The following is a 25,780-nucleotide window of genomic DNA, read 5'->3' on the forward strand; positions in this document are numbered from 1 at the left end:
TGTCAGCTTGCGCTGACCAGAATCACGCACCAAGTCTCACGTGCGTTCGACTTGAATTGAATAATTAAATCCCTGCTTCCATTGCGAAGAACAATAAGCAGAGAGGAAACGTGGCAGGAGAAAGAGCAAAGGTGCTTATTTCCCCTGCCATTTTTAGACCTATTAAGCCCTCTGTTTTTACTTTAACCGAATCAAGTAAGTCCCCTGCTTCAATTGCGAAAAGCAATAAGCAGTGGGTGGGGACTTGCTTGTATAAGGAGGAGTGCAAGCTCCTTCTGATAAACTGCGGAGCAGTTATTCGGTTATGAGCAAGTAGCGAAGCGGATTGCGAATATCCGCTTGACTAAGTAAGAAGAGTGAGGACATTTGCCTGGCTGACTGATTGTAATGATCATCAGAGAAAAAGGAAAGTAACAAAATAGCTGGATTAAAAAAGGAGGAATCTGAATGAGAGAATTGAACCCGAAAATGCGACTGTTTTTAGATTTTCTGATGTTGACCGTGGGATCTGCCATCGCTGCATTTGCCATTGAAGAATTTCTGGTGCCCTGCACGATCTTGGATGGCGGTGTCATTGGTATCGGCATCATGGTAAATAACCTAACCCATATCCCGTTAAGTATTCTGACCATCGTTCTGAACATTCCGTTTCTTCTGATTGGTTCCCGAAAACTTGGTGTGACATTTATCGTAAAATCCGGCTACGCTATGGCGATGTTTTCCATATTTTTGGAAGTGTTTGCGCCGTGGGTAAATGCCACAGATCAGTATTTGCTGGCAGTATGTTTCGGTGGTGTGATCCTTGGAGCAGGTGTGGGTCTGGTCATTCGATTTGGCGGCTGTCTGGATGGGACGGAAACAGTGGCAATTTTGCTGAACCGCAAATTCAAGTTCCCGGTGGGACAGACGGTGCTGATTTTTAATGTGATTATTTATATTGTAGCGGCACTTCTTTTTGGATTTGACCGCGCAATGTACAGTCTTCTTACTTATTTTATTACATCGAAAATTATTGATAAGGTAGAGACTGGTCTGGAGCAGGCGAAAGCGGCTATGATCATTACTGACGAGGGAAAAGAAATCGCGGATCAGATTTATCAGAAGCTTGGCAGAACTGTGACAATGCTGGAGGGCGAAGGTCTGATTAGTGGAAAGAAAGTTGTATTGTACTGTGTGTTGAATCGTCTTGAAATCTATGAACTGAAACGTCTGATCAAAGAAGTTGATACTTCTGCATTTATTACGGTCAGTGACGTGTCTGAGATCATTGGAAAACATATAAAGAAAACTGCGATAGAAGATGTAGCGAATAGTTAATAGAAAATGAATGAAACTAAAATAAAAAGTTTTACCTTGTAGTGTATATACTTTTGGGTAAAACTATTATGTGTGTAGTACAACAGACATTTCTCATAGTAGTATTTTTTAAACAAAAATAAAAGACAGCCAAATCCGAACGGCTGTCTTTTTAAGGAGAAGGTATTTTTTACTATGGGGGTAGCAAAAAACTTATAATGTATTGGGGGTTTTTACAGTTATTATAATAGCAAATGTACGTGCATAAGTGTTCACAATCATTCATAAAAAATCACAGAAAAACTATGCAATTTTTATAAGACCAAAAAGTAATCAGTTTCAAAAGCCTTGTAATAATTGCACAGGAAGGACCAATTTTAGACAAAAGGAACATAAAATAAGTTTTTTACACAAAGGTGAAAACAAACTTAGTATCAGATGGGAGATGACTCCCACCTCTATAGGTGGTGAGAAACAAGCTAGTATCAGTGGTGGGAGCCAATCCCCCATCTGATATAGCCTCCGGCAGGATTACAGAGGTGCGCAGTTGAAGTATGTCATGCAATTGCATGACGCGCACCTCGCAACAAGAATGCCGGAGCATTCTTGAACAGAAGTTTGGACTATAAAAAGACAAAATAAAAAGACAGCCAAATCCGAACGGCTGTCTTCTAAGGAGAAGGTATTTTTTACTATGGGGGTAGCAAAAAACTTATAATGTATTGGGGTTTTTACAGTTATTATAATAGCAAATGTGTGCACGTAAGTGTTCACAATCATTCATAAAAAAACAGGAAAAAACTATACAAATTTTATAAGACCAAAAAGTAATCATTTTAGAATCTGCTGTGATTTTGCATGATTTAGCTAAATTAAGGAGACTTTTTACTTCAATTGCATATATTCACTTGTGCTAGATTCAGTGAGTTTTAGACATTAACCGAATCAAGTAAGTCCCCTACTTCAATTGCGAAAAGCAATAAGCAGTGGGTGGGGACTTGCTTGTATCAGGAGGAGTGCAAGCTCCTTCTGATAAACTGCGGAGCAGTTATTCGGTTATGAGCAAGTAGCGAAGCGGATTGCGAATATCCGCTTGACTTGTACAACAATCATAGTCAGTGGGGGATATATTCTTGGGCAGATGACAGAGGTGTTTAGAAGAAACAAAAAGGTTTTTCTTCGCATAACTTATAGATAAAAGCTTTCTGAGAAAAATATGGACGATAATATCTGCAAAAAAGTGATTTATTCGAATGATTATTACGACCTGATCATTGATTATATCGGTGGGTATCCACTGGGAAATCCGGAATGCATCTTACAGGTGGACAATACGTATGACATTGGATTTTACAGCAGGGAGCGGGCACCGGAGTTGAATCTGGTGGATTATCCGTATCTGACGATCCCGCATTGTCTGGTGCCGATGGATATGACAGCGCTGGAAGTCAGCGGGATTTTGCGTTTACAGAATCCATCAGCACTGGATCTGCAGGGACAGGGCGTTTTGATCGGATTTGTTGATACGGGAATTACGTATGAACATCCGGCTTTCCAAAATGAGGATGGAACCACACGGATTGTCGGTATCTGGGATCAGACGGCGGAAGATGGAACACCGCCGAATGGGATGGTTTACGGGGCATTTTATGGAGAGGAACAGATTAATGAAGCACTCCGGTCAGAACGACCGCGGGAGATTGTGCCGGAACAGGACGAAAACGGACATGGTACATTTCTGGCGGGGGTAGCATGTGGAAGCACAGATGGCACGGCAGATTTTTCGGGAGCAGCACCGCTGGCTCAGATTGCAGTTGTAAAATGCAAACAGGCGAAACCATATCTGCGGGATTATTATTTTATTCCACAGGGACAGGAATGTTATCAGGAAAATGATCTGATGATGGGAATCAGCTGGCTGAACCGTTTTGCATATGAGCGGCGAATGCCGTTGGTATTATGTATTGGCATGGGGAGCGGACTTGGAAATCATGTCGGGGATGAACCGCTGGCGATCCAGTGTGATGAGTTTGGACGAAGACGGCAGCGGGCAGTTGTTGTGGCAGCAGGAAATGCGGCAAATCAGCGGCGGCATTATCAAAAAAGGGGAATGGAAGAGGGCGCGGTTGAGAGTATTGAACTGTCCGTTGGCAGTAATCTTGCAGGATTTCAGATGGAAATCTGGACGATGGTTCCGGAGATTTATGAACTGTCGATCGTATCGCCTACCGGAGAACGGTTCCCGAAGACTGTGGTACGTCCGGGAGAACGGCAGGAATATGTATTTTTGTTTGAAAAAACAAAATTAACGGCAGAATATGCCATTGTGGGAACCAGAAACAGCATGCAGCAGATCATGCTGCGGTTTGAACAACCGCTCAGTGGAATCTGGACGGTGGAATTGCAGGCAGATTTTGTGCTGAGTGGAAATATATTCTGCTGGCTTCCGTTGTCGCAACTGTTGAGTGGAGAAGTATTTTTCCTGAGATCTGATCCGAACACGACGGTCACTATGCCGGGAATGTCGCGGGTGGCGATCACCACCGGAGCGTATCAGGCAATCGGAGGAAGCATTGACCCGGATTCCGGCAGAGGATTTTCCAGTCTGGATGCGGTGAAACCAGATATTGTCGCGCCGGGAGTAAATGTACTGGGACCTGTGCTTCGGGACCGCTATGAACTTCGCAGCGGTACAAGTATCAGTGCTGCGCTGACTGCCGGTGCCTGCGCTCAGCTTTTTCAATGGGGAATTGTGGAAAATAATATGTTGTATCTGAATACGACAGATCTGAAAAATCTGCTGATCCGCGGAGCGGTGCGGGATGAGGACCGGACGTATCCCAATCCGGTATATGGGTATGGAGTGCTGGAAGTATATCAGGCGTTGAGCCGTTTGCGGGGAAATTAGAAGATATGTACATTCGCAAAAGATAAATACAGAATAAGTAAAGTGACGGCGTTCATGAGCAAGCAGTGAATGACCGCTTTACTGAAGTCCTTTTCAATAACTGTAAAAAGGATTCTTTGTGTTTTGAAAAATTGTAAAATAAAAAGACAGCCAAATCCGAACGGCTGTCTTCTAAGGAGAAGGTATTTTTTACTATGGGGGTAGCAAAAAACTTATAATGTATTGGGGTTTTTACAGTTATTATAATAGCAAATGTGTAGACGCAAGTGTTCACAATGATTCACAAATTTTGAAAAATAAATTGTGCATAATTCATATGACTAAAAAGTAATCAGGGTAAAATTTGTTGTGAGACTGCATGATAACTGGTGAAATTGCAGTATGATAAAACCAAAATGAATTATCATAAGATCCTGGAAAGAAAGATTGTATTGGATAAAAATGTAATCTTTAGCTTAAAAACAGAATTTATAGAAAACGAAAAAGAAGATGTGAGCAAAAAGAAAGCAATGGTATTTTTCTCATTTTTATTTTATACTGTATCTTAACAGGATACATCAGATATGAGATAACTCCCACCGCTATAGGTAAGGAATAACAAGAGGATATCAGTGGAGAAATTTCAGAGATAAGAGATGTTTTCCACCTCCACGGGAGGGAAAGATTTGAGAACCGGAGGAAAGATAAATGGGAAAGACAATATACATACAATGCTATGAAGGACTGAGTGCGAAAATGATGGTTGAGGCATTGTTAAATCTGATGCCGGAACAGACACAGGCGAAGGCGACAGTAGACCAGCTGCTTACACTGGACTGCCCGGCAGAGGTAAAGGCGGCGATGATTCGCAAACTGCCAAGAAAAATCAAAGATTTTGCACTTCCAGAGGGAGCAGAGGAGTTGTTTCAGCGTGCATATGACATCTGGCTTCATGCAAAGGCAGCGGTGCAGAGAGTGAATATTGCACATGTAGAATTTCAGGAAAAAGATTATGATGAAGTGATTGCTATGCTGGCAGCGTCTATTTGTATGGAACGTCTGGAAGCAGATACGATCATTTGTCCGATCGTGTACGATGGATATGGACAAATTTATATTGATCATGAACCGGTGTCGGTACCGTTGCCGGAAACGTTATATATTCTGATGGGGGCTGAGATCGCAATGCACCGTATGGAACGCGATAGTGCATGGGTGACACCGGAAGGAGCTGCTTTTCTGGCGGCATGCCGTACTTCGGATCATCTGCCGGAGGAGTACCATGTCAGCAAGATCGGAACCGGTCGTGGTACTGCATCGGATGGAAGCAATGGCGTGCTGCGGATCATGGTGCTTGAAGACGGAAATGCAGAGAAGAGTGGAATGGCTGATTTTTCGGAAAAGGAAGCTGTAGAGAAAAATATAGAAGCTAATTTTCCGGAGAAAGAAGAGATAGAGAAGAATATAGAAGCCGATTTTCCAGAAAAAGAAGCTGAGCAGGAACATATTTTGCAAGAATCCCCAGTTTCTGAAGAAGAAAATACAGAAAGTGTTACGAAAGCACCAGAGCAAAATTCTGACTGGGACGATGACCTGGAGTTTTTAGAGGAAAGTATTATCAGTCAGGTTGCACCAGAAAAGGAACCGGATGAAATTCAGGCAGAGGAACCAAAACATGAGACAGTAGCAGAGGACATTGTCTGCACAGACACAACGACACCAAATGAAATCTGGAAACTGGAGTGTAACATTGATGATTGCGGCGGTGAAGTGCTTGGCTACACAATGGAGCGTCTGATGGAAAATGGTGCTTTGGATGCCTGCTATCTTCCGATTTATATGAAGAAGAACCGCCCGGCATATATGTTGACTGTTTTGTGCCGTCCGGAGGATCGGGAGCGGTTAGAAGACATTATTTTTGAGGAGACAACGACCATTGGCATTCGCCGTGCACTGATGCAGCGCACGATCTTACAGCGCAGAAAATCAACAGAGCAGACTTCTCTGGGTAATGTGGCGGTAAAAACCATGAAAAAGAAAAACGGCGAAGTACCGACATTGGAATATGAGAGTGTAGCGGCAATTGCCAGAGAGCAGCATCTGCCATTTCGGGAAGTATACCGCCGTCTGGAAAAAGAATTGTATTAGATCTGAGATGACTAGAGAATAAATAAGGAAACCGGCATAAGAAAGGAGAGATACGGGTATGATTTATGTGGGAATCATTGTGGCGATCTGTGCGGCAGAATTTTTTGTTCGCCGTCGGGTGAATAAAAATTTTTCAACAAATGAAAACCGGGAGGTGGGCAGACTTCCGATTCGTCTGCGCAAATACCATAACGAAGGAATGGCAAATAATACACTGGAGAAAAAGCCACAGCTTGTCAAAGGCATCGGTATCGGTGTTGTAAGTATTCTTACGATCATGTTTCTGCTTGCAATGACATTGAAAGGAAAAAGTGCTTTAAAGGCTGGTCTGGCACTGATCCTTGGCGGTGGGCTTGCCAATTTGCTGGAACGTTTTCGGCATGGATATGTGACGGATTACGTACAGTTTAAAGTTCCGATTCCATTTTTGAAAAAATTGATTTTTAACATTGCGGATTTTTGTGTATTTATCGGAATGGCAGTGCTGATGCTGCGCGAGATCGGAAAGCAGTGTTAGCGCAGAGCGAAACTCAGATGTGATAACAAATATTTGAGATAAATAGATGTCTTACAGCTTGTATGGACACTCTGAGGAACAATAAGATGATAAGGAAAAGAAAAAATGCGGCAGTCCTTTCAGACAGGTTCTGCCGCAATACCATTTTTACGAAGAAAGACGGGAACTAAGCGATCCCACTCCTGATCCAGCGTCTTATCCAGAGAAAATTTCCGGTAGGAGATTCCTGTGGTGCAGGTCAGGGTTTCGTTTTTATAAGTGAAATGCAGATACATGCCACTGACATCTTCCGGTAAAAAGGAAGTACCTGCGCGTTCCACCGTGTTTAACTGATTTGCCGGAGAGAGAAGAAACACAAATTTAAAATAAAGAGGTTTCTTTTTGCCCTGCATCAGTTTCAGACAATGCGGACGCATCAGGGAAAATGGCACATAGGACAGATCCTGCAATTGAAGGTTTTCTGTTTCTTCAGAATCGAAATAATCTGCCTGAAGGGAACCGTCAATCGTAAAGGTTGCCGCCTGTGTAATGACTGCTTCCTGCAAAAGAAAGTGATCGCACATGCCTTCTTTTAGTAATTTGTTGATAAAGGTGCCAATATCGGTTATTTTTAATGCAATCATGCAGAATCTCCTGTTAACAAAAAATGTGGATTATGGTATCATTATCTTTTGGATTTGTAGTAATCTGGATGATACACATTGGGAATGGAAATTGTGTTGTCGTTCCTATTACAAATATTATAAAATTGAAATTAGAAAAAAGCAATCAAAATGTAATTACCGATTTAGAAAGAGCGGGTATATTTGAGTGAAAAAAATGAAAAAAACAGGATGGAAATGTTTGCCGATTTTTCTATTCCTGATGGTTTTAGTGTCTGGCTTGACCGGATGTGGGAAAAATGCTGATGAAGTGGCAGATCGTATGGAAAAAATTGTCACGGGAAACAATCCGTTGGAGGTAAAGACGGTATCACAGGATAAATATGCTTACAACACGCTGCCGGACAATACGAAACTTGTCTATGATGAGATTTTGTACGCTATCATGCACCGGGAAGAAAAGGTGCAGATTGCGACGACGGATGTCGATGAAATGGAACTGGCATATCTGGCAGTGCGCTGTGATTACTGTAACCTGTTCTGGCTGAAACAGTTTTCCTATGTGACCTATAACCGTGGCGATGAGATCACAGCAATCATGGTGACGCCGGAATACAGCATGAGCAAAGAAGAACAGAAAAAGACGCAGAAGCAGATCGATGAGGAAGCAGACCGGATGCTGGCAGATGCGCCGACGGATGGAACGGACTATGATAAGGCACTGTATGTATTTGAAAAATTGATCACGGAAGTAGATTATGTGGATGATTCTGCTGACAACCAGAACATTATTAGTGTGTTTTTGAATCATGAAACCATTTGTCAGGGATATGCGTATGCAACGCAGTACCTGTTGGAAAAACTGGGGATTTCCTGTACAACAGTGCTTGGAAATGTCAGCGACGGACCGCATGCATGGAATCTGGCAAAGCTGGACGGGGACTACTATTATATTGATACTACATGGGGAAACTCTCAGTATCTGTCCCGTCAGGATGAACAGAAGGAAAATGTGGTATCCAAGTATATTGATTACAATTATTTTGGTGCTTCCACGGCGGATATCATGCAGTCCCATACCGCGGATGAACGGATCAGTCTGCCGGAGTGTACCGCGACCGCAGATAATTACTATGTGCACGAGGGGCGGTATATTACGGAATGGAATCCGGAAACGATCGGAGCGATTTTTGCACAGGCTTATCAGAATGGCGAAAATATGGTACAGGTGAAGTTCGCAAGTACGGATCTGTATGAGCAGGCGATGCAGTATTTTGTGGAAGAATATGGAATTGCAAAATTCTGTCCGGGATTAAGTTCCTTCCGATATATGGAAGATATAGACAGCTGTGTATTGTTTATTGTATTTTGATAAAACAGTAGAAATAGGTTTTAAAGATACTTTTTAATTTTATAAGAGTTTCCTACGTTTATTTCGTAAGATTAGTAAAAATAATGAGTCAAATGGGAATTTAGAGGAAACTGGCAGAAAGGCAAGTGTGAGATACCATGGGAAAAAAGATAAATCTGTCCCACAATCTGATGGGATGTCGACTGGACAACTGGTTACGTTTGAAAAAAAGCAACCCGATCACCGCGGAAAATAAAGCACAGGCGCGGCTGATCACGGCAGTGTCGTCGGTTCTGGCAGTTCCGGCATTTTTGGAATGGCTGGTCTTTTATGTGCCGATCAAACGGACAAAAATCAAAAAAGATCCAGTATACATTGTGGGTTACTGGCGTTCTGGAACAACATTTTTGCAAAATCTGCTGACCAGAGATCCGCAGTTTGGATGGTTTGATCCGGTTCGTACTGTGACTTTCAGCAACTGTATTTTTATGAAAGGGATTCTGGCAAAAGCACAGAAGAAGCTGCTGCAGGGCGCGCGTCCGATGGATAATCTGGAATATACGCTGGATCTTCCGATGGAGGAAGTATTTGCGCAGGCAACGATTTCTACCCAGGCGATCAGTCACATGCTGGTATTTCCGGATGGCGGAAAAGGTGTCAAATACATTGAGACTGCTTTTATTGACGAGCAGGATGAGAAAAGGCAGCAGGAATGGAGCAAGGTGTATGACTACATTTTGAAAAAAGTGACGTATCTGTACGGGGGCAAACAGCTTCTGCTGAAAAGCCCGGAAAATACATGCAGGATCGGTGCTTTGAAAAAATGTTATCCGGGAGCAAAATTTATCAATATTTACCGCAATCCGTATACCGTTGTCATGTCCACCATCAATATGTTTACCAAGGAAATGGGGCTGTTCTGCTTAAATGAGCCGGCGTCTCATCAGGTGATCGAAGATGTGACCATTGATCTGTTCGAGCGCATTTATAAAAAAGCATTCCGTGAGCTGGATGCCATGCCGCCGGAGGATCATATTGATATCAAATATGAAGATTTCTGCAAAGATCCGGAAGGATATGTCAAACAGATCTACGATCATCTTGGCATTGATGGGTTCGAGGAGGCAAAACCGTATTTTGACGCATATCTGGAAAGCCAGAAGAATTATCAGAAGAATAAATTTGAGCTGACACCGGAACTTCGGGACAAGATCAATGCAAAACTTGGCTTTTATTTTGAGCATTATGGATATGAGATGCAAAAATAGAACACTGGACCGAGTTTTTGTTCATAAAAAGACATTCTTTTCATTATTATGTATCCGGGCAATTTTTGATGCAGGCATGATCATTATCTGAATGCATATGATGAGTGAGCTGTAACACATTTTTGTGAAGAAAAATTGTGGTGCAAAATAACTTTAAGTAGTGTATACTGAACATATATCAGATGTGAGACGACTCCCGTCTCTATAGGCGGTGAGATTCTTCCTGACATGAGAAAGGAGAACTTTATTATGGAAAAAATCAGTGACAGCATGAAAAAAATCTTATTGGCAGGTATCGGTGCAGCAGCTACGACTGCTGAGAAATCAAAAGAGATTCTGGATGATCTGGTAAAAAAAGGTGAGCTGACCGTAGAGCAGGGAAAAGTCTTGAATGAAGAATTAAAGCATAATGTAAAACAGACATTCAAAAAAGATGAGCAGGATCCTGCTGATGTATTAAAAGGAATGACTCCGGAGCAGATCGAGGCATTAAAAGCTGCAATTGCAAACATGGAAGCAAAAGCTACAGAAGAAAAAGCAGAAGAGACAAAAGAGGAAGCAGCAGAAGAGTAGAAGATATCGTGATTCTAAGAAGAAACTATTAATTTTCATTGACTGGAATCAGGTGTTAAGTCTCCTGTGTGTGACTTAAAAGGAATCGTGCTTTCCAAACAGAAGGAAAAAAGGAAGGCACAATGAAAACAGATTGAAAGAAATTGAAATTATGAGTGAAAAAGATACGAATGGAACCCGATTGCGGGAAATTATATCAGTCATTCACAAACATCAAATTGCCAGGGGCGTAACTCCGGAAAAGTTACGCCTGATTCTGGAAGATCTTGGCCCAACTTATATTAAGCTGGGTCAGATTATGTCTATGCGTTCGGATATTTTCCCAAAGAAAATCTGTGATGAATTTATGCGTCTGCGTTCCGAAGTAACACCGATGCCTTTTTCGGAAGTGCAAGAGGTGATCGAACACGCTTATGGAACAGCGCTTAACGAAGTATTTGCAGACTTTGAAGAAACACCGATTGGTTCCGCTTCCATTGCTCAGGTGCATAAGGCAAAACTCAAAACCGGTGAGACAGTAGTGGTCAAGGTGCAGCGTCAGGGAATTTATGAAACCATGTCCCGGGATATTGCATTTTTGCATCGTGCCGTAAAACTGATGCCGCCGATTAATATGGCAGGTCTGGTAGATATGAATCAGGTTCTGGATGAGATGTGGGTGGTTGCACAGGAAGAAATGAATTTCCTTGCAGAAGCGGCAAATATGGAAGAATTTGCACGTTTGAATAAAGACGTGGCATTTGTGACCAGTCCAATGCTTTACCGGGAATATACGACCACACAAGTGCTTGTAATGGAGTATATTGAAGGAATTGGTGTGGACGAAAAGGACAAATTATTGGCAGCTGGCTATGATCTGGATGAGATCGGAACCAAGATGGCAGATAATTATGTAAAGCAGATCATGGAGGATGGATTTTTCCATGCAGATCCACATCCGGGCAATCTGCGTATTCGAGGTGGCAAGATCGTCTGGATTGACATGGGAATGATGGGGCGTTTTTCCCAGCGGGATCAGGCTCTGTTGACCAAGGTCATTAAAGGCGTGGCAACGCATGATGTCAGTCTGATCGTGGAAGCCGTATTATCCTTGGGAGAATTTCACGACAAACCAAATCAGAAGCTGCTGTATTCGGATATTGGTGACTGGCTTGCCAAATACGGTTCTGCAAATTTCGGCGGTCTGAATATGGGAACGCTGATGCAGGATCTGATCGATATTATGAAAGAAAACAGGGTATCAATGCCACACAGTTTGACGATGCTGGTGCGTGGTCTGACAACTATTGAGGGAGTGATCGCTGAGATTGCGCCGGACATCAATGTGGTTCAAGTTGCATCTGTACGAATGTCAGGAAATAAACTGTCTGATTTTGATCTGAAAAAGGAACTTCGCATGAGTGGAAAAGAAATCTGGCAGGCATTACAGAAAGGCATCAAGATACCATCTTATATATCAGATCTGTTACGAAGCTATATGCAGGGACAGACCAGTATCAATCTGGATCTGCACGCGACGGATGATCTGACGGTGATGCTGAATGCGCTGGTGCGGCGGTTGGTCATGGGATTTTTGATCATGGCGCTTCTGATCAGTTCCAGTATTATCTGCACCACCGATATGAAACCGAAATTACTTGGAATTCCGGCACTGGGAGCCATCGGCTATTTTCTGGCGATTCTGTTTACCGCGTCCGTGTTTATCAGTCATTTTCGGTCAAAAAAGAAAAAACGATAGAGAAAGAGGTTCATAAAGTATGGCAACAAAAGCGAAAAAACCAATAAAATCAAATATTCCAAAAATGGCAATTGTAGGTGTTTTATCTGCCATTGCGTATATTTTGATGTTTATGGAGTTCAGTGTTCCGTTGATGCCGGTGTTTATCAAGATGGATCTGTCTGATTTCCCGGCGTTGATCGGCAGTTTGGCAGTAGGTCCGGTGGGCGGCATTATTATTGCACTGATCAAAAATCTGTTACATCTGACGGTGACATCTACTGGCGGTGTCGGAGAACTTTCTAACTTTATTTTAAATGCGGTATTTATTCTGCCGGCAGGTTTATTGTATAAGAAAAAGAAATCGAAAAAGAGTGCCTGTGGCGGAGCCATTCTTGGCGCAGTCCTGATGGCGGTTGTCAGTATTGTATCCAATTATTTCGTTGTATATCCGGTATATTATAATTTCATGCCGGCAGATACGATTCTGGCAGCATATTAGGCAATTTTCCCAGGGGTAAAAAGCATCCTGCAGAGTCTGATCGTATTTAATATGCCGTTTACGTTTATTAAGGCGATGATCAGTGTGGTGATCACATTTTTGGTATATAATCATCTGGTTCCGATTCTGACGATGAATAAGCGGAGTGAGTAAGTTTGAAAAAGTACAGTTTGTCTGTGTAATAGCAGTGCAAGCTGTATTTTTTTGTTGACATAAAACTGTATCCGTATATAAAATGTATTTATGAAAACGTTTTCTTCTGTTATAAAGGGCAGAAGATTAGGAAAAGGAGAAGGAAAAAATGAGTGATTACAGATTAGATACGAAGTGTGTACAGGGAGGATATCGTCCGGGAAATGGAGAGCCGAGACAGATTCCAATCGTTCAGTCCACAACCTTCCGTTATGAGACAAGCGAGGCAATGGGTAGATTATTCGATCTGGAGGATTCCGGATATTTCTATACCCGTCTGCAGAATCCGACCAATGATCTGGTAGCAGCAAAGATCGCAGAGATGGAAGGCGGTACAGCGGCAATGCTGACATCCTCCGGACAGGCAGCAAACTTTTTTGCATTATTTAATGTATGCGAGTGCGGAAGCCATATCGTGGCATCTTCTGCCATTTACGGTGGAACTTTCAACCTGATTGAAGTAACCATGCGTAAAATGGGTATTACAGCAACATTCGTAGCACCAGATTGTACAGAAGAAGAACTCAATGCAGCATTTCAGGAGAATACAAGAGCGGTATTTGGTGAGACCATCGCAAACCCTGCACTGACCGTTCTGGATATTGAAAAATTTGCAAAAGCAGCACATGCACATGGTGTACCGCTGATCGTGGACAATACATTCCCGACACCGGTAAACTGCCGCCCGTTTGAGTGGGGCGCAGACATCGTAACCCATTCTACGACAAAATACATGGATGGACATGGCGCAGCAGTAGGTGGAGCAATCGTTGATTCCGGAAACTTTGACTGGATGGCACATGCAGATAAATTCCCGGGACTCTGCACACCGGATGATTCCTATCACGGAATTACTTATGCAGAAAAATTTGGTCAGGGTGGTGCATTTATCACAAAATGTACCGCACAGTTAATGCGTGACCTTGGAAGCATCCAGTCTCCGCAGCATGCATTTTATCTGAACCTTGGTCTGGAATCCCTGCATGTTCGTATGCCGCGTCATGTAGAAAACGGACAGGCAGTAGCAGAATTTTTGGCAAATCATCCAAAGGTAGTCAACGTTACATACAGCGGACTTCCGGGCGATAAATACTATGATCTGGCACAGAAATATATGCCGAAGGGTGGATGCGGTGTCGTATCTTTCGAATTAGAAGGCGGCCGTGCAGCGGCAGAAACATTTATGAAACATCTGAAATTAGCTGCCATCGAGACACATGTGGCAGATGCAAGAACCTGCTGTTTAAATCCGGCAACTTCCACACATCGTCAGATGACAGACGAACAGCTTGAGGCGGCTGGAATCCCGGCAGGACTGGTGCGTATGTCCTGTGGACTCGAGGACAAAGAAGATCTGATCGCAGATCTGGCGCAGGCTCTGGAAGCTATTTAAGAAAACTCTTGTTTGTCGTTTAAGGAACAAATAAAAAATAACTCCAAAAGGATATGAAAAATTTTCGTTGTGACCACAGCATCGCTTATTTCCGTCCGCTTCCGCGAACTCACCCGCAAAACCAGCGGGTTCAGACACACTCTCGCGGACGGGCTGGATGCAGCGGTCACAACGAAAATTTTACAATTATCCTCTTGGAGTTATTTTTTATCTTAGTCTGAGTTGAGACTCCCACTTCTGCAAGTGGTGAGTAGTAACAAGTATTTCTCAGTGGGAGTTCAATCTCCGACTGAGATAAATGCTCCGCGAGGGCGCACATTGTCTGGGAGACAATGGTTTTGCGCCGACCGGAACGGAGTGTAGAGTGCAGTGATTCTGAAAAGAAGATGTCAGCTTGCGCTGACCAGAATCACGCACCAAGTCTCACGTGCGTTCGACTTGAATTTGTTCCATTTACACGACGTCACCGCCTGCCACGTGCACATATAAATTATAATAAGATTACCGCTATGTTGTGCACGCTGATTCACTTTATGAATGTGAAAAAACACTGGTACAGTGTTTCTTAAATAAGTGCCATATGGAACGCAGGATGTTTTTAATTGCGCATGCAACACAGTGCTTATTTTGTCAATATCGTGTGTGCATGTGTGGCAGGCGGTGCCGTCGTGTAAATGGAACAAGTTAGAAACAAACTCCAAGGCAAGGCGGTAGACTGATTTCCGTTATCGGAGCGAGCATAGCCCGACCGCGGGAGAGTGGTTGAGGCAACAGCTGTTTTTGCTGTTGGCAAGTTCGCGGAAGCGGGCGGAGAGAGGCGGCGCAGCGAAGATAGGAAATCGGTCGTGCCTGCATTGGAGTTTTTTCAAACTTGTTCCTTAAACGACAAATAAGAATTTATTGACAAATTATCGGATTGTATATAAAATAATACATAAGAATGTATACAAAATACGAAAATTGTATCTTACAGCATGAAAAACCGCTGAAGATTTCGTTTTCGCTACAGCATAGAAGAGAAACGAGGAATGAAAAATGGACGAGATAAGTTTAAAAGCACTTGCCAAGATCAATCTTGGACTGGATGTTTTGGGAAAACGGGAAGATGGTTATCACGAAGTGCGTATGGTCATGCAGACGATCCATCTGTATGACAGAGTAGAGATCAAGAAAACAAGATCTCCGCATATTCATGTGGAAACCAATCTGTATTATCTGCCGGTGAATGAGGATAATTTAGTATACCGTGCAGCAAAACTGATGAAAGATGAGTTTCAGATTAAAGAAGGTGTGCGGATCGTTCTTCAGAAATTCATTCCGGTGGCAGCAGGTCTTGCAGGCGGAAGTTCAGATGCGGCAGCAGTGCTGGTAGGAATGAATCGTATTTTTAATCTGGGCCTGAAACAGAATAAACTGATGGAACTTGGTCTGAAGATCGGTGCAGATGTTCCGTTTTGTATTATGCGTGGTACAGCATTGGCAGAGGGAATCGGTGAAAAACTGACTGCATTGCCGCCGATGCCGAAATGTCCGGTACTGATCGCAAAACCGGCGATTTCTGTATCCACCAAAGCAGTTTATGAAGGTTTGAAATTATATGACGGCATGGAGCATCCGGATATTGATGGTGTGATGGAAGGGATTCAGCAAAAAGACCTCAAAGGGGTTGCTTCTCATATGGGAAATATCCTTGAGACCGTGACGATTCCAATGTATCCGGTGATTGAGGATATTAAGAAACTGATGTTGGAGAATGGTGCATTAAATGCCATGATGAGTGGAAGTGGTCCGACCGTATTTGGATTATTCCCGAATGAGAAAGAAATCCGCCGGGCATACGAAGCGTTGAAACAGTCCGGACTGGCAAAAAATGTGTACACATCCGATATCCATAATAATAGAAGATAAGCGGCGAAGAAGAGGGGGAAATAAAAAATGACAGACAACTTGGAATTACAGATGGATGCATATCTGCCACTTCGTGATGTCGTTTTTCAGACATTGCGTGGTGCAATCCTGAAAGGTGATCTGAAACCGGGGGAGCGTCTGATGGAGTTACAGCTTGCATCGAAGCTTGGCGTAAGCCGTACACCAATCCGTGAGGCAATCCGTATGTTAGAGCAGGAAGGACTTGCTGTTACCATTCCGAGAAAAGGTGCAGAAGTTGCGAAAATGACAGAAAAAGACATGGAAGATGTATTACAGATCCGTCTTTCTCTGGAAGCATTGGCAGTACGCCTGTCCTGTGAAAATATTACACCGGCAGCTTTGCAGGAACTGAAAGTGGCTATGGAGGATTTTGAAGAGAAAACAAAATCCGGTCAGTTTGTAGAGATGGCAAAAGCAGATGTCAAATTTCATGAGATTCTTTATAAAGCATCCAACAATCCGAAACTGCAGCAGCTTTTGAGCAATTTGAGAGAGCAGATGTATCGTTATCGTGTGGAATATCTGAAAGATGCAGCTATTTACCCGCGTCTGATCGAGGAGCATCATAGAATGTATGATGCACTGAAGGAAAAGGATCAGAAACAGGCAGTTGCTTATGTGGAGAAGCACCTTCATAATCAGGCAGAGGCAGTGAAAAAGATCATTCGCGATCAGGAGTAGAAGAAGTAAAATTAGAAGAATAGAACACAAAAAACAGCACAGACTAGAGAGTAGGTTGATACCTGCTCTCTTTTTTTAGGTAAATATAAGAAAGTCTCTTTGCTTTTCTTGTACAAATCAATAAGTTGCGGGAGACTTCTCTTTATCAAAAGGAGAGGTAAGCGGGGGAAATCGATCCAAGGATGGGGGGAAGTACATGCAGGAGAAAAAGGAAAAGCTGTTAGAAGATAAAGAAGTCTCCAAAGACATAGAACAGAATATTGCCTGGTGGAAGCAGCTTTTTTCGGACTGTGCGGATATCAAAATGCGGGAGATGTATCTGGGAAAACAGATGGATGTGAAAGCATTTTTAAGTTATATCGAGATTACAGGTGGCAAAGATATGCTGCAGGAATCCGCACTGGGAAAAATGTTATCCCGATTGAAGGAAATGTCTTCAGAAGAACTGGGCAGCGCTTTACAGAAAAATGCCCTTGGTATGTCGGATGCGACACCGTTTTCTACCTTACTGGATGCTGCCAATGGAATGCTGACGGGGGATTCGATTCTTTTTGTGGATGGATTTGATCAGGCGTTGAAGATTCCGGACAAAGGCTATCCGGGGATGTCTTTGCAGGAGACAGAATCGGAAAAAGCATTGCGGGGAAGCAATGAAGGGTTTGGCACATCGATCAAGCTGAATACGGCATTGATTCGAAAACGCCTCCGGTCGGTAAATTTGAAAGTAACTGAATGCAAATGCGGAAGGCAGAGCAACACGAATGTCGACATTCTGTATATGGAAAATATCACCAGATATGCGGTGGTGGAAGAAATGCAGGAACGTTTGCGTCAGTTTGAAATTGACGGTGTTCAGGACAGCGGGGTGATCGAACAGTTGACGGAAACCCAGTGGTTTTCGCCGTTTCCACAGTTTCAGACAACCCGCCGACCGGATCGGGCGGTAATGGCACTGCTGGAAGGACGGGCAGTCTTATTGTCGGACCATTCCCCGGAAGCACTGATTTTTCCGACGGATTATAATTCTTTTATTAAAACAACAGATGATTACTACACCCGTTGGGAGATTGCCACTTTTACCCGGGCATTGCGCTATGTGGCATCGGTGTTGTCTATGATTTTGCCGGGATTGTATCTTGCAATGACAAATTTTCATACACAGCTGCTGCCAACCAAACTGTTGCTTTCTTTTGCAGCAGCACGTCAGGGCGTTCCGTTTCCGGGGGTGGTGGAGATTCTTTTGATGGAGCTGTCTTTTGAACTTTTGCGGGAAGCGGGGGTACGTCTGCCCGGAGCCATGGGAAATACCATTGGAATCGTGGGCGGACTGATCATCGGGCAGGCAGCGGTGGATGCGAATATCGTCAGTCCCATGGTGGTGATCGTAGTGGCATTTACGGCGCTGTGTTCTTTTGCAATTCCGAATGAAGACTTTGCGACAGCGTTTCGTCTGCTGAAATTTGCTTTTATCGGTCTGGCAGCGGCGCTTGGATTTTATGGATTTTTGCTTGGAATTCTGGTGCTGCTCATTCACCTGGCGCAGTTGGAGAGCTTTGGTATTCCGTATCTGATGCCGGTTGTGGGGGCAGAACTCAGTGGATATAAGGACGCACAGGATACATTGATGCGTCCACCTATGTGGTCGTTGCACAGACGTCCAATCTATGCAAAAAGAAATAACCGTATTCGGTTACGAATCAAAAAGCAGGGAAAAAATACGAATACCGATAGGGAAAAATAAGAATTGTTCTTTGGAAAAAAGTCAAGTTGAAAAGCGGGAATAGAAGATTTCAGAAGGATGTAGAGGAAAACAATGCGGGATCGAATTATTTTTTCGGATAATCAACAGGTTTCTGCCAGACAGATCAGTCGTGCGCTTTTTCTGGAAATGCTTGGGCTCAGTACGCTGTTGCTGCCACCGGCACTGGCGCGTCTGTGCGGGACAGATGGTGTATTTGCCATTTTATTTGGCGGTGTTTTGACCTATCTGTTGTCTGTTGCGTGGAATCGGTACGATACAAATGTAAAACAAAATGATACAAGTGAGCAATATTGCAATACAAAAGTATTGAAAAATACGACCATGGTAATATATATAGGTGCGTTTCTTGGAATCGCCGCCTATGTGATGTATTTTCTGAGCACCTTAATTGAAGAACAATTGTTGGGAAAATCCTATGAAGCGGCGATTGTTCTGACGTTGACAGGTGCGGCATTCTGGGGCTTATGGAAAGGACTGGAGAGCCGGCTTCGTGTATATGAGGTGCTTTTTTGGATTTTGATACTGCCCCTGGGTTTCATTTTGCTTGCTGCCTGCAGTGGCGTTTGCACGGATTACTGGACGCCGGTGGTAGACACTTCCTGGCAGAATTTTGGAAAAGGGATCTTGTTATGTGTATTGATATTTTCATTGTCGCTGCTGGCATTTTGCAGCAAAAGTCAGTGTAGCAGACCGGAGCAGCTTTTACGGGCGACAAGGTGGAGTCTGTGTGCCGTTGTGATATGGAACGCCATCATATATCTGATTTTACTTGGTGTGTTTCAAGTGGGCTTGTTAAGTCATTTGTCTTATCCGATCATTGATCTGATGGCGGTGGTCAAATTGCCGGGAAACTTTCTGGAGCGGCAGGATGCGCTGATGATGGGAATCTGGTTTTTCTGTCTGTTTGCATTGTTAAATTCAATGCTGTATTATGCGTCGGCACCCTTGGAAAAGCTGTTTTCTGAAAAGGGAAGACCAAAGGCAACGGGAATCTGCTGTCTGGCAATGGCAGCGCTGGCAGTATGGCTGTTACATTCGGCAGAACGGGCGGAGCGCATGTTTCAGGTCTGTGTATGGTTCGTTGTGCCGCTGCTGCTTTTTCTGCCGGTGGTGCAGGCAATCGTGGAATGTCTGAAAAAACGTATCAGGCAGAAATAGAAGGAGTAAAAGGGCATGAAAAGCGAAAAGAGGTATCTGTTTTATGGAATTGGGATCATGATGATCATCTGCTGGCTTGTTTTTCTGACGGGATGTGGCGCCAATGAACTGGAAAATCATGCGTTTCCGCTGGCACTTGGCGTGGAAAAAACGTCAGAGGATGATCTGGAAATCTATATGGCGTATCCGGATCTGCAGGATGACAAGGCAGCAGAAAATGCGTTGTCCTCTGATGTGTTCTGGAATGGCAAAGGGCAGGATTTGTTTACCGGAAAGGAACAGATGTCAGCAAATAGCAATAAAAATGCGGATTTCAATCACCTGAAAGTGCTGATTCTGGATCAGGCAATTCTGGAAGATACGACCAAGACAGAACAATTACTGCATTTTTTTCAGGAGGAACAGGATGCAGCCTGGAATACGTATGTGATGGTGACAAAAGAACCGCTGAAGGATATTTTTTCAGAAGATCTGAAGTTGCCGGAGTCCCTTGGTATCTATCTGGAAGATCTGTTAGAGGAGTGGGAAGATGTGCGGCAGGGAGCGCAGGTGACGGTGGGAACGCTGATGAGTCAGTATTACAGCAGGAATGAAACGCTGTGTGTGCCAGTTCTGGAGATTTCGGATGCGGAAGAAAAGCCTCAGATCGGTGGCTTTTGTGTGTTGTTCGGATTGCAGCCGATGGGAGAACTGTCACTGCGGGAAGGAGAGCAGTTGATGCTTCTGCAAAATAATTTGAAACGTTATGCATTTACGATGCAGGATGGGACACGTTTTTTGCTGGAACAGGTACAGACAGAGCGTGAGATCACGGCGGCGGTGGATGAAGCAGGGAATCAATATCCGGTGTTGACAGTAACGGTTCGGGGAAATAGTACCGTGAGTGCATTGAGTTGGGATGCAGATCAAGAAGACCAAAGGCAGCAGGGAAAACAGGAACTGGCAGACCGTTTGCTGACGTTTCTGACTACGCAGCAAAAGGAAGCGGGCATGGATCTGGCGAATTCATTTCTGCTTCTGGCAGGGCAGGAGCGCAGTTTGTGGGAACAGTATCGTGAGGAACCGGCGCAGTATCTTTCGGATTTGAAAATCCGGCTTTTTGTGGAATAAATGTTTATGGAATAAACTGGAAAAATATGGCAAGACTCTGAATAAAGCTCATTGAGAATATAATGTGAGTTCAAGAAAAAAATGTATGATTATACTGCTCAGAATCGTGCAGAAAATTTTATAAGCAGTTGACTTGGATGATATAAGTGATGAGCGCTATTTTATAAAATTATGTATAGAAAGAACAGGGGAAAGACCATGAAAAAAAGATTTATTGCAGTATGTCTGGCGGCAGCAGCCTGCGTATTGCTTTCCACAACGATACACACAGCCATGCTGCAGCGGGATATGTCACAGAAAGTATTGCGGTTTCATGTGCTGGCAAACAGCGACAGTCAGGCAGATCAGGCGTTAAAATGTGCCGTCAGAGACCGTGTCGGAACCATGATGGCAGAAAAATTGCAAAATGCAGATTCACTGGAAGAAAGTACTGATGTGGTGACGGAAAACCTGCAGGAAATTGAAACCTGTGCAGCAAATGTGATCAGGGAAAACGGTTATGATTATCCGGTACATGCGGCGCTGGAAAACTGTGCATTTCCGGAAAAAAGTTACGGTGATTATACGTTCCCATCCGGAACCTATGAAGCACTGCGGGTTGTGATCGGTTCCGGGGAAGGGCATAACTGGTGGTGCGTCATGTACCCGAATCTCTGTTTTGCAAACAGTATGTATGAGGTAGATGCTTCCTCAGGGGAAAAATTGCGGGAAGTGCTGGAGCCGGAGGAGTATGCAGCAGTTCTGGAAAGCGGAAATTATAAGGTGCGTTTTAAAATGCTTGGATTTCTCAATCGCGTGCTTGAATAATCAGGGAAAAACGATTACAATGTGGGATAGCACAATTTTAACCGAATCAAGTAAGTCCCCTGCTTCAATTGCGAAAAGCAATAAGCAGTGGGTGGGGACTTGCTTGTATCAGGAGGAGTGCATGCTCCTTCTGATAAACTGCGGAGCAGTTATTCGGTTATGAGCAAGTAGCGAAGCGGATTGCGAATATCCGCTTGACCAAAAGGAATTTAAACAAAGGAAGTCTGTTGTTTCCTTTGCAGATAGTTGTTTGAAAATAGGATCTGACCGATAAGTCAGAACAGGAAATGTGCATGATATGAAGATGAGGACAAAATATGACAAAAGATGTATTGATTACCATTTGCGGGATTCAGAAAAGAGACGGTGAGACAGATGAGCCGATTGAAACCGTCACACCGGGTGAATATTATTTCCGCAACGGAAAACATTATATTCTCTATGAAGAAGTTCAGGAGGGAATTGCGGAAGTAACCAAATGCATGATAAAGATTGGCGATGACAGTGTAGACCTGTCAAAAAAAGGTGCATCCGGGGTACATATGATATTTCAGAGAGATAAGAAGACACGTACCTCTTATCAGACACCGTATGGAAGTCTGATGCTTGGATTTGATTCCAAAATGATCCGTGTGCTGGAGTCAGAGGATATGATCCATCTGAATCTGGAGTATGATCTGGAAGTGGAGGAAGAATATCTGGCAAAATGTTCCCTGACTTTAAAAGTTCAGGCAAAGCAGCCGAGATAGTCTGATTTTATCGCAATCTCCGACTGAGATAAAAGTTCCACGAAGATGTACGGCATAAAAAATAAGAAAAAATACAAACAATAAGAAAGACAACACACAGAAATGTGTTTACCGATTTACAAATAAACAGAAAAATATTCTTATAAACAGGAAGGATAGAAAAATGGCAGAAAATCAGGATTTTAGATATGCACCCATCGGCGTCTTTGATTCCGGTGTGGGTGGACTGACCGTGGCGCGTGAGATCATGCGTCAGATACCAAAGGAGCGCATCATTTATTTTGGCGATACCGCCCGCGTTCCCTATGGAAGCAAATCGCAGGAGACGATCATCCGTTTTTCCAGACAGATCATCCGTTTCCTTCAGAGCAAAGGGGTAAAGGCAATCGTGATCGCCTGTAATACCGCCAGTGCGCTGGCATTGGAGACTGTGCAGCCGGAATTTGACATTCCGATTCTTGGCGTGGTCAAAGCAGGTGCAAAGGAAGCTGCAAAAGTAACAAAAAATGGAAAAATCGGTGTGATCGCTACCGAAAGTACCATTGAAAGTCAGTTGTATACAAAAGAGATCCATTCCCATAAACCAAACGCTCAGGTGTTGGGCAAGCCATGTCCGTTGTTTGTGCCGTTGGTGGAAGAAGGATGGTTAAAAGATCCGGTAACCGTAGAAGTGGCAAACCGTTATCTGGAGCCATTGCTGGAATCCGGTATTGACACACTGATCATGGGATGTACTCATTATCCATTGCTTCGCTCTACGCTTCGTCAGATCATGGGAGAAAAAGTCAATCTGGTAAATCCGGCATATGAGACTGCCAGAGAGCTGAAAGCATTGTTGGAGCGGGACGGATTAAATAATGATGGCAAACAATCTTATGAGGGTGCGATGCATGAGTTTTATGTCAGTGATGCGGCAAACAAGTTTAAGAATTTTGCAAATTCTATTTTGCCGTATGGCGTGGATACCACACAACTGATCCACATTGAAGATTATTAAAAGGCAGTGATTCTGAGCAGAATATGTCAGCTTATGTTGACCAGGATCGTGTACCAAGTCCCACATACGTTCGACTTGAATGAATATGTTTAGAATAAAAAAAGATTGTAAGCGCAATACATAGCAAAAAATGTGATAATAAAAAACATCGGTGAGTGGATTGATCAGAAATCCATTCACCGATGTTTTTATTTGTTATGCTGTATTCCATTACAAACTTATTTCTGTCCGGTAAGTTTTGCGAAGAATCCGCGTTTCTTTTCCGGTTTTTCCAAAGGTCCGCGTACACCGCGAACATCTGAAATGAACAGACCGCTCAGAGAAGCTTTTACTTCTTTTTTCACTGGGATTTGATCGTAAATCTGGTTATCAGCAATCAGAGTAACGATCTGAGGTCCAACTTTTGCTTTTACAACCGGCACTTTGGCAAGTCTTGCAAAACGCGGTGTCTGGTCGATGACCTGCTGTGGCAGTCCGGACTCTTTCATGCGGAGTTTTTTCTTGTCAATGATCAGCATGTTGACCCACTGTGCAGCCTGGTCGATGGCAGCCTGCTGTTCGTCACGTTTCTTCATATTTCTTTTGCCCATGAAATAGAGCAGGATGATTGCGCCAACACAAGCGGCAATAACAACAATAAGTGTAATGATATGTGCTGTTGTCACAGATATATTTCCTCCTTCATCGGTATTTTTAGTCGATAGTAATACTAAGTCTGTATGCTATTGTATCATTGATTATATGAAAACTCAAGAAAAAATTAAGAAGAATGACTTTTCATTTATAGGGAAATATGGTATCTTTAAAAGCAGTGATGTCTTCTGAAAAGAATACAGAAATGGAACAGAACGTGTTCGTAAGAAAGGAAACTATAAAAGATGAAGAAGAAACTTGTAATGATACTGATGGCAGTCATGGTCGCTTCTGCAACACTGGGCGGTTGTGGACAGAAAGGTGCAGAAACAGGAACCAGCGTATCTGCTGAGAAAGAAGATGTGCAGATCAGCTATAAAGAGCTGATGAAAGCAACAGATTATAAAGTGCAGAAATATGTAAAACTGAATGACTACATGAATATGACGGTAGAATTATCCCAGGATTATTCTATTACCGATGAACAGATTCAGGAATACATTGAGTACCTGCTGTCCATGTATCCGGAATATGAGACCACTGACAAGACAACCGTAGAGAACGGTGACATCGTAAATATTGATTATGTCGGAAAAGTAGACGGCGAGGAGTTCAACGGCGGAAGCGCAACAGGACAGCATCTGGAAATTGGTTCCGGATCTTTTATCGATGGATTCGAGGATGGTCTGATCGGAAAAAATGTTGGTGATACAGTAGATCTGAACCTGACATTCCCGGATAGTTATTCTAATACTGATCTGGCAGGCAAAGATGTTGTATTTACAGTAACAATTAACGGTATTGAGACAAAGAAAGATATCGGATACGAAGATCTGACCGATGAATATGTCAGCGAAAACTTTGGAACACAGGGAATCACAACCGTTGATGAGCTGAAATCCCAGGTAAGTAGCGGCTTGGAGCAGCAGGTTTACTCTACAAAAATGCAGGAGGTTCAGACAGAGGTTCTTGCAAAACTCTTAGATGAGTGTGAAGTTACAATTCCGGATGGACTGCTTGACCAGAGAATCGCAGAGTATAAAGATCGTATTAACAAGATTGTAGAGGACAGTGGTAAGAGCTTTGAGGATTACACCGGTAAGACAGAAGATGAGTTTTACGAAAATATTGATACTAAAATGGAAGAGAGTATCAAACAGGAGCTGATCCTGGAAGCAATCGTAAGAGATATGAAACTTTCTATTTCAGAAAAGAGCTTTGAATCCTTCGTAGATCAGTATGTATCCAGCTACAATTTTGACAGCAGAGATGCATTTTATGAGGAGTACGGCGGAGAGGATTACATCAAATTAAGCTACGCTGAGAATCAGGCACTGTCAAAAATTATGGACAGCGTAAAGACAACTGTAAAAGACACATCTTCCTCTGATTCTTCTACCGGTGCAGATGACAGCTCTGCAGATGCAGAGTAAAAATCTGACAGCAGGTAATACTTTTAGAAAAAAGTGGATCGTGAAGATCTGTTTTATCTCAGTCGGAGTATAATC

Annotated in this window: 21 protein-coding genes; 19 read left to right on the forward strand and 2 right to left on the reverse strand. The window is 43.2% G+C overall.

Features of this window, described 5'->3' with window-relative positions:
- Positions 1-447 precede the first annotated feature (447 nt).
- The 4 genes from DXB15_RS13260 (at position 448) to DXB15_RS13285 (ending at position 6,848) form a co-directional block, all read left to right on the forward strand.
- A complete protein-coding gene (locus DXB15_RS13260) occupies positions 448-1,317 on the forward strand; it encodes a YitT family protein (RefSeq protein ID WP_109216487.1) in 870 nt (289 codons plus the stop codon).
- A 1,195-nt stretch (positions 1,318-2,512) separates the two neighbouring features.
- Positions 2,513-4,204 (forward strand): S8 family peptidase, encoded by a 1,692-nt coding sequence (locus DXB15_RS13270; protein WP_109217014.1) that lies wholly within the window; start codon positions 2,513-2,515, stop codon positions 4,202-4,204.
- Between the two features lie 687 nt (positions 4,205-4,891).
- Positions 4,892-6,331 carry a LarC family nickel insertion protein gene (locus tag DXB15_RS13280; RefSeq protein ID WP_118703224.1) on the forward strand — a complete coding sequence of 480 codons (1,440 nt, stop codon included), beginning with the start codon at positions 4,892-4,894 and terminating at the stop codon, positions 6,329-6,331.
- A 58-nt stretch (positions 6,332-6,389) separates the two neighbouring features.
- Positions 6,390-6,848, forward strand: a complete 459-nt coding sequence (locus tag DXB15_RS13285) for a signal peptidase II (protein WP_118703225.1) — start codon at positions 6,390-6,392, stop codon at positions 6,846-6,848.
- 119 nt (positions 6,849-6,967) lie between these two features.
- On the opposite strand, the gene DXB15_RS13290 is transcribed toward DXB15_RS13285, so the two are convergent.
- Positions 6,968-7,471 carry a DUF5721 family protein gene (locus DXB15_RS13290; RefSeq protein ID WP_109216701.1) on the reverse strand — a complete coding sequence of 168 codons (504 nt, stop codon included), beginning with the start codon at positions 7,469-7,471 and terminating at the stop codon, positions 6,968-6,970.
- 196 nt (positions 7,472-7,667) lie between these two features.
- Between DXB15_RS13290 and DXB15_RS13295 the strand changes: the two genes are divergently transcribed.
- From DXB15_RS13295 to murI, 14 genes are all read left to right on the forward strand, one after another.
- On the forward strand, positions 7,668-8,822 hold the full coding sequence (locus DXB15_RS13295) for a transglutaminase domain-containing protein (protein WP_330427530.1): 1,155 nt from the start codon (positions 7,668-7,670) through the stop codon (positions 8,820-8,822).
- A gap of 137 nt (positions 8,823-8,959) precedes the next feature.
- Positions 8,960-10,069: a sulfotransferase family protein gene (locus DXB15_RS13300; RefSeq protein ID WP_118703226.1), complete on the forward strand. Its 1,110-nt coding sequence runs from the start codon at positions 8,960-8,962 to the stop codon at positions 10,067-10,069.
- 249 nt (positions 10,070-10,318) lie between these two features.
- Positions 10,319-10,642, forward strand: a complete 324-nt coding sequence (locus DXB15_RS13305) for a phasin family protein (RefSeq protein WP_109216698.1) — start codon at positions 10,319-10,321, stop codon at positions 10,640-10,642.
- A gap of 151 nt (positions 10,643-10,793) precedes the next feature.
- A complete protein-coding gene (locus DXB15_RS13310; RefSeq protein ID WP_109216704.1) occupies positions 10,794-12,380 on the forward strand; it encodes an ABC1 kinase family protein in 1,587 nt (528 codons plus the stop codon).
- Positions 12,381-12,399: 19 nt separating this feature from the next.
- Positions 12,400-12,861 carry an ECF transporter S component gene (locus DXB15_RS13315; protein ID WP_330427529.1) on the forward strand — a complete coding sequence of 154 codons (462 nt, stop codon included), beginning with the start codon at positions 12,400-12,402 and terminating at the stop codon, positions 12,859-12,861.
- A gap of 301 nt (positions 12,862-13,162) precedes the next feature.
- On the forward strand, positions 13,163-14,446 hold the full coding sequence (locus DXB15_RS13320) for an O-acetylhomoserine aminocarboxypropyltransferase/cysteine synthase family protein (RefSeq protein WP_109216696.1): 1,284 nt from the start codon (positions 13,163-13,165) through the stop codon (positions 14,444-14,446).
- Between the two features lie 1,035 nt (positions 14,447-15,481).
- The gene (ispE, locus tag DXB15_RS13325; RefSeq protein ID WP_118703227.1) at positions 15,482-16,354 is read left to right on the forward strand and encodes a 4-(cytidine 5'-diphospho)-2-C-methyl-D-erythritol kinase; all 873 of its coding nucleotides are present in this window, start codon (positions 15,482-15,484) and stop codon (positions 16,352-16,354) included.
- A gap of 27 nt (positions 16,355-16,381) precedes the next feature.
- Complete coding sequence (locus DXB15_RS13330; protein ID WP_109216693.1) at positions 16,382-17,056, forward strand: GntR family transcriptional regulator; 675 nt, start codon at positions 16,382-16,384, stop codon at positions 17,054-17,056.
- A 196-nt stretch (positions 17,057-17,252) separates the two neighbouring features.
- Positions 17,253-18,797, forward strand: coding sequence for a spore germination protein (locus tag DXB15_RS13335; RefSeq protein WP_118703228.1), 1,545 nt, complete (start codon positions 17,253-17,255; stop codon positions 18,795-18,797).
- Between the two features lie 72 nt (positions 18,798-18,869).
- Complete coding sequence (locus DXB15_RS13340; RefSeq protein WP_118703229.1) at positions 18,870-19,976, forward strand: GerAB/ArcD/ProY family transporter; 1,107 nt, start codon at positions 18,870-18,872, stop codon at positions 19,974-19,976.
- A 15-nt stretch (positions 19,977-19,991) separates the two neighbouring features.
- The gene (locus DXB15_RS13345) at positions 19,992-21,086 is read left to right on the forward strand and encodes a Ger(x)C family spore germination protein (protein WP_118703230.1); all 1,095 of its coding nucleotides are present in this window, start codon (positions 19,992-19,994) and stop codon (positions 21,084-21,086) included.
- A 198-nt stretch (positions 21,087-21,284) separates the two neighbouring features.
- Positions 21,285-21,893 (forward strand): stage II sporulation protein R, encoded by a 609-nt coding sequence (gene spoIIR, locus DXB15_RS13350; protein WP_118703231.1) that lies wholly within the window; start codon positions 21,285-21,287, stop codon positions 21,891-21,893.
- Between the two features lie 317 nt (positions 21,894-22,210).
- Positions 22,211-22,642 carry a DUF1934 domain-containing protein gene (locus DXB15_RS13355; protein WP_118703232.1) on the forward strand — a complete coding sequence of 144 codons (432 nt, stop codon included), beginning with the start codon at positions 22,211-22,213 and terminating at the stop codon, positions 22,640-22,642.
- A gap of 163 nt (positions 22,643-22,805) precedes the next feature.
- Positions 22,806-23,639 (forward strand): glutamate racemase, encoded by an 834-nt coding sequence (gene murI, locus DXB15_RS13360; protein ID WP_118703233.1) that lies wholly within the window; start codon positions 22,806-22,808, stop codon positions 23,637-23,639.
- A 218-nt stretch (positions 23,640-23,857) separates the two neighbouring features.
- Here murI and DXB15_RS13365 read toward each other — a convergent pair whose 3' ends face one another.
- Complete coding sequence (locus DXB15_RS13365) at positions 23,858-24,304, reverse strand: hypothetical protein (protein ID WP_109216686.1); 447 nt, start codon at positions 24,302-24,304, stop codon at positions 23,858-23,860.
- A 213-nt stretch (positions 24,305-24,517) separates the two neighbouring features.
- Here DXB15_RS13365 and tig point away from each other — a divergent pair, with 213 nt between their 5' ends.
- Positions 24,518-25,705 carry a trigger factor gene (tig, locus tag DXB15_RS13370; protein WP_118703234.1) on the forward strand — a complete coding sequence of 396 codons (1,188 nt, stop codon included), beginning with the start codon at positions 24,518-24,520 and terminating at the stop codon, positions 25,703-25,705.
- The last annotated feature ends 75 nt before the right edge of the window (positions 25,706-25,780 follow it).

It is taken from the genome of Roseburia sp. OM02-15 (assembly GCF_003481835.1).
Classification (GTDB): domain Bacteria; phylum Bacillota; class Clostridia; order Lachnospirales; family Lachnospiraceae; genus Eubacterium_I; species Eubacterium_I ramulus_A.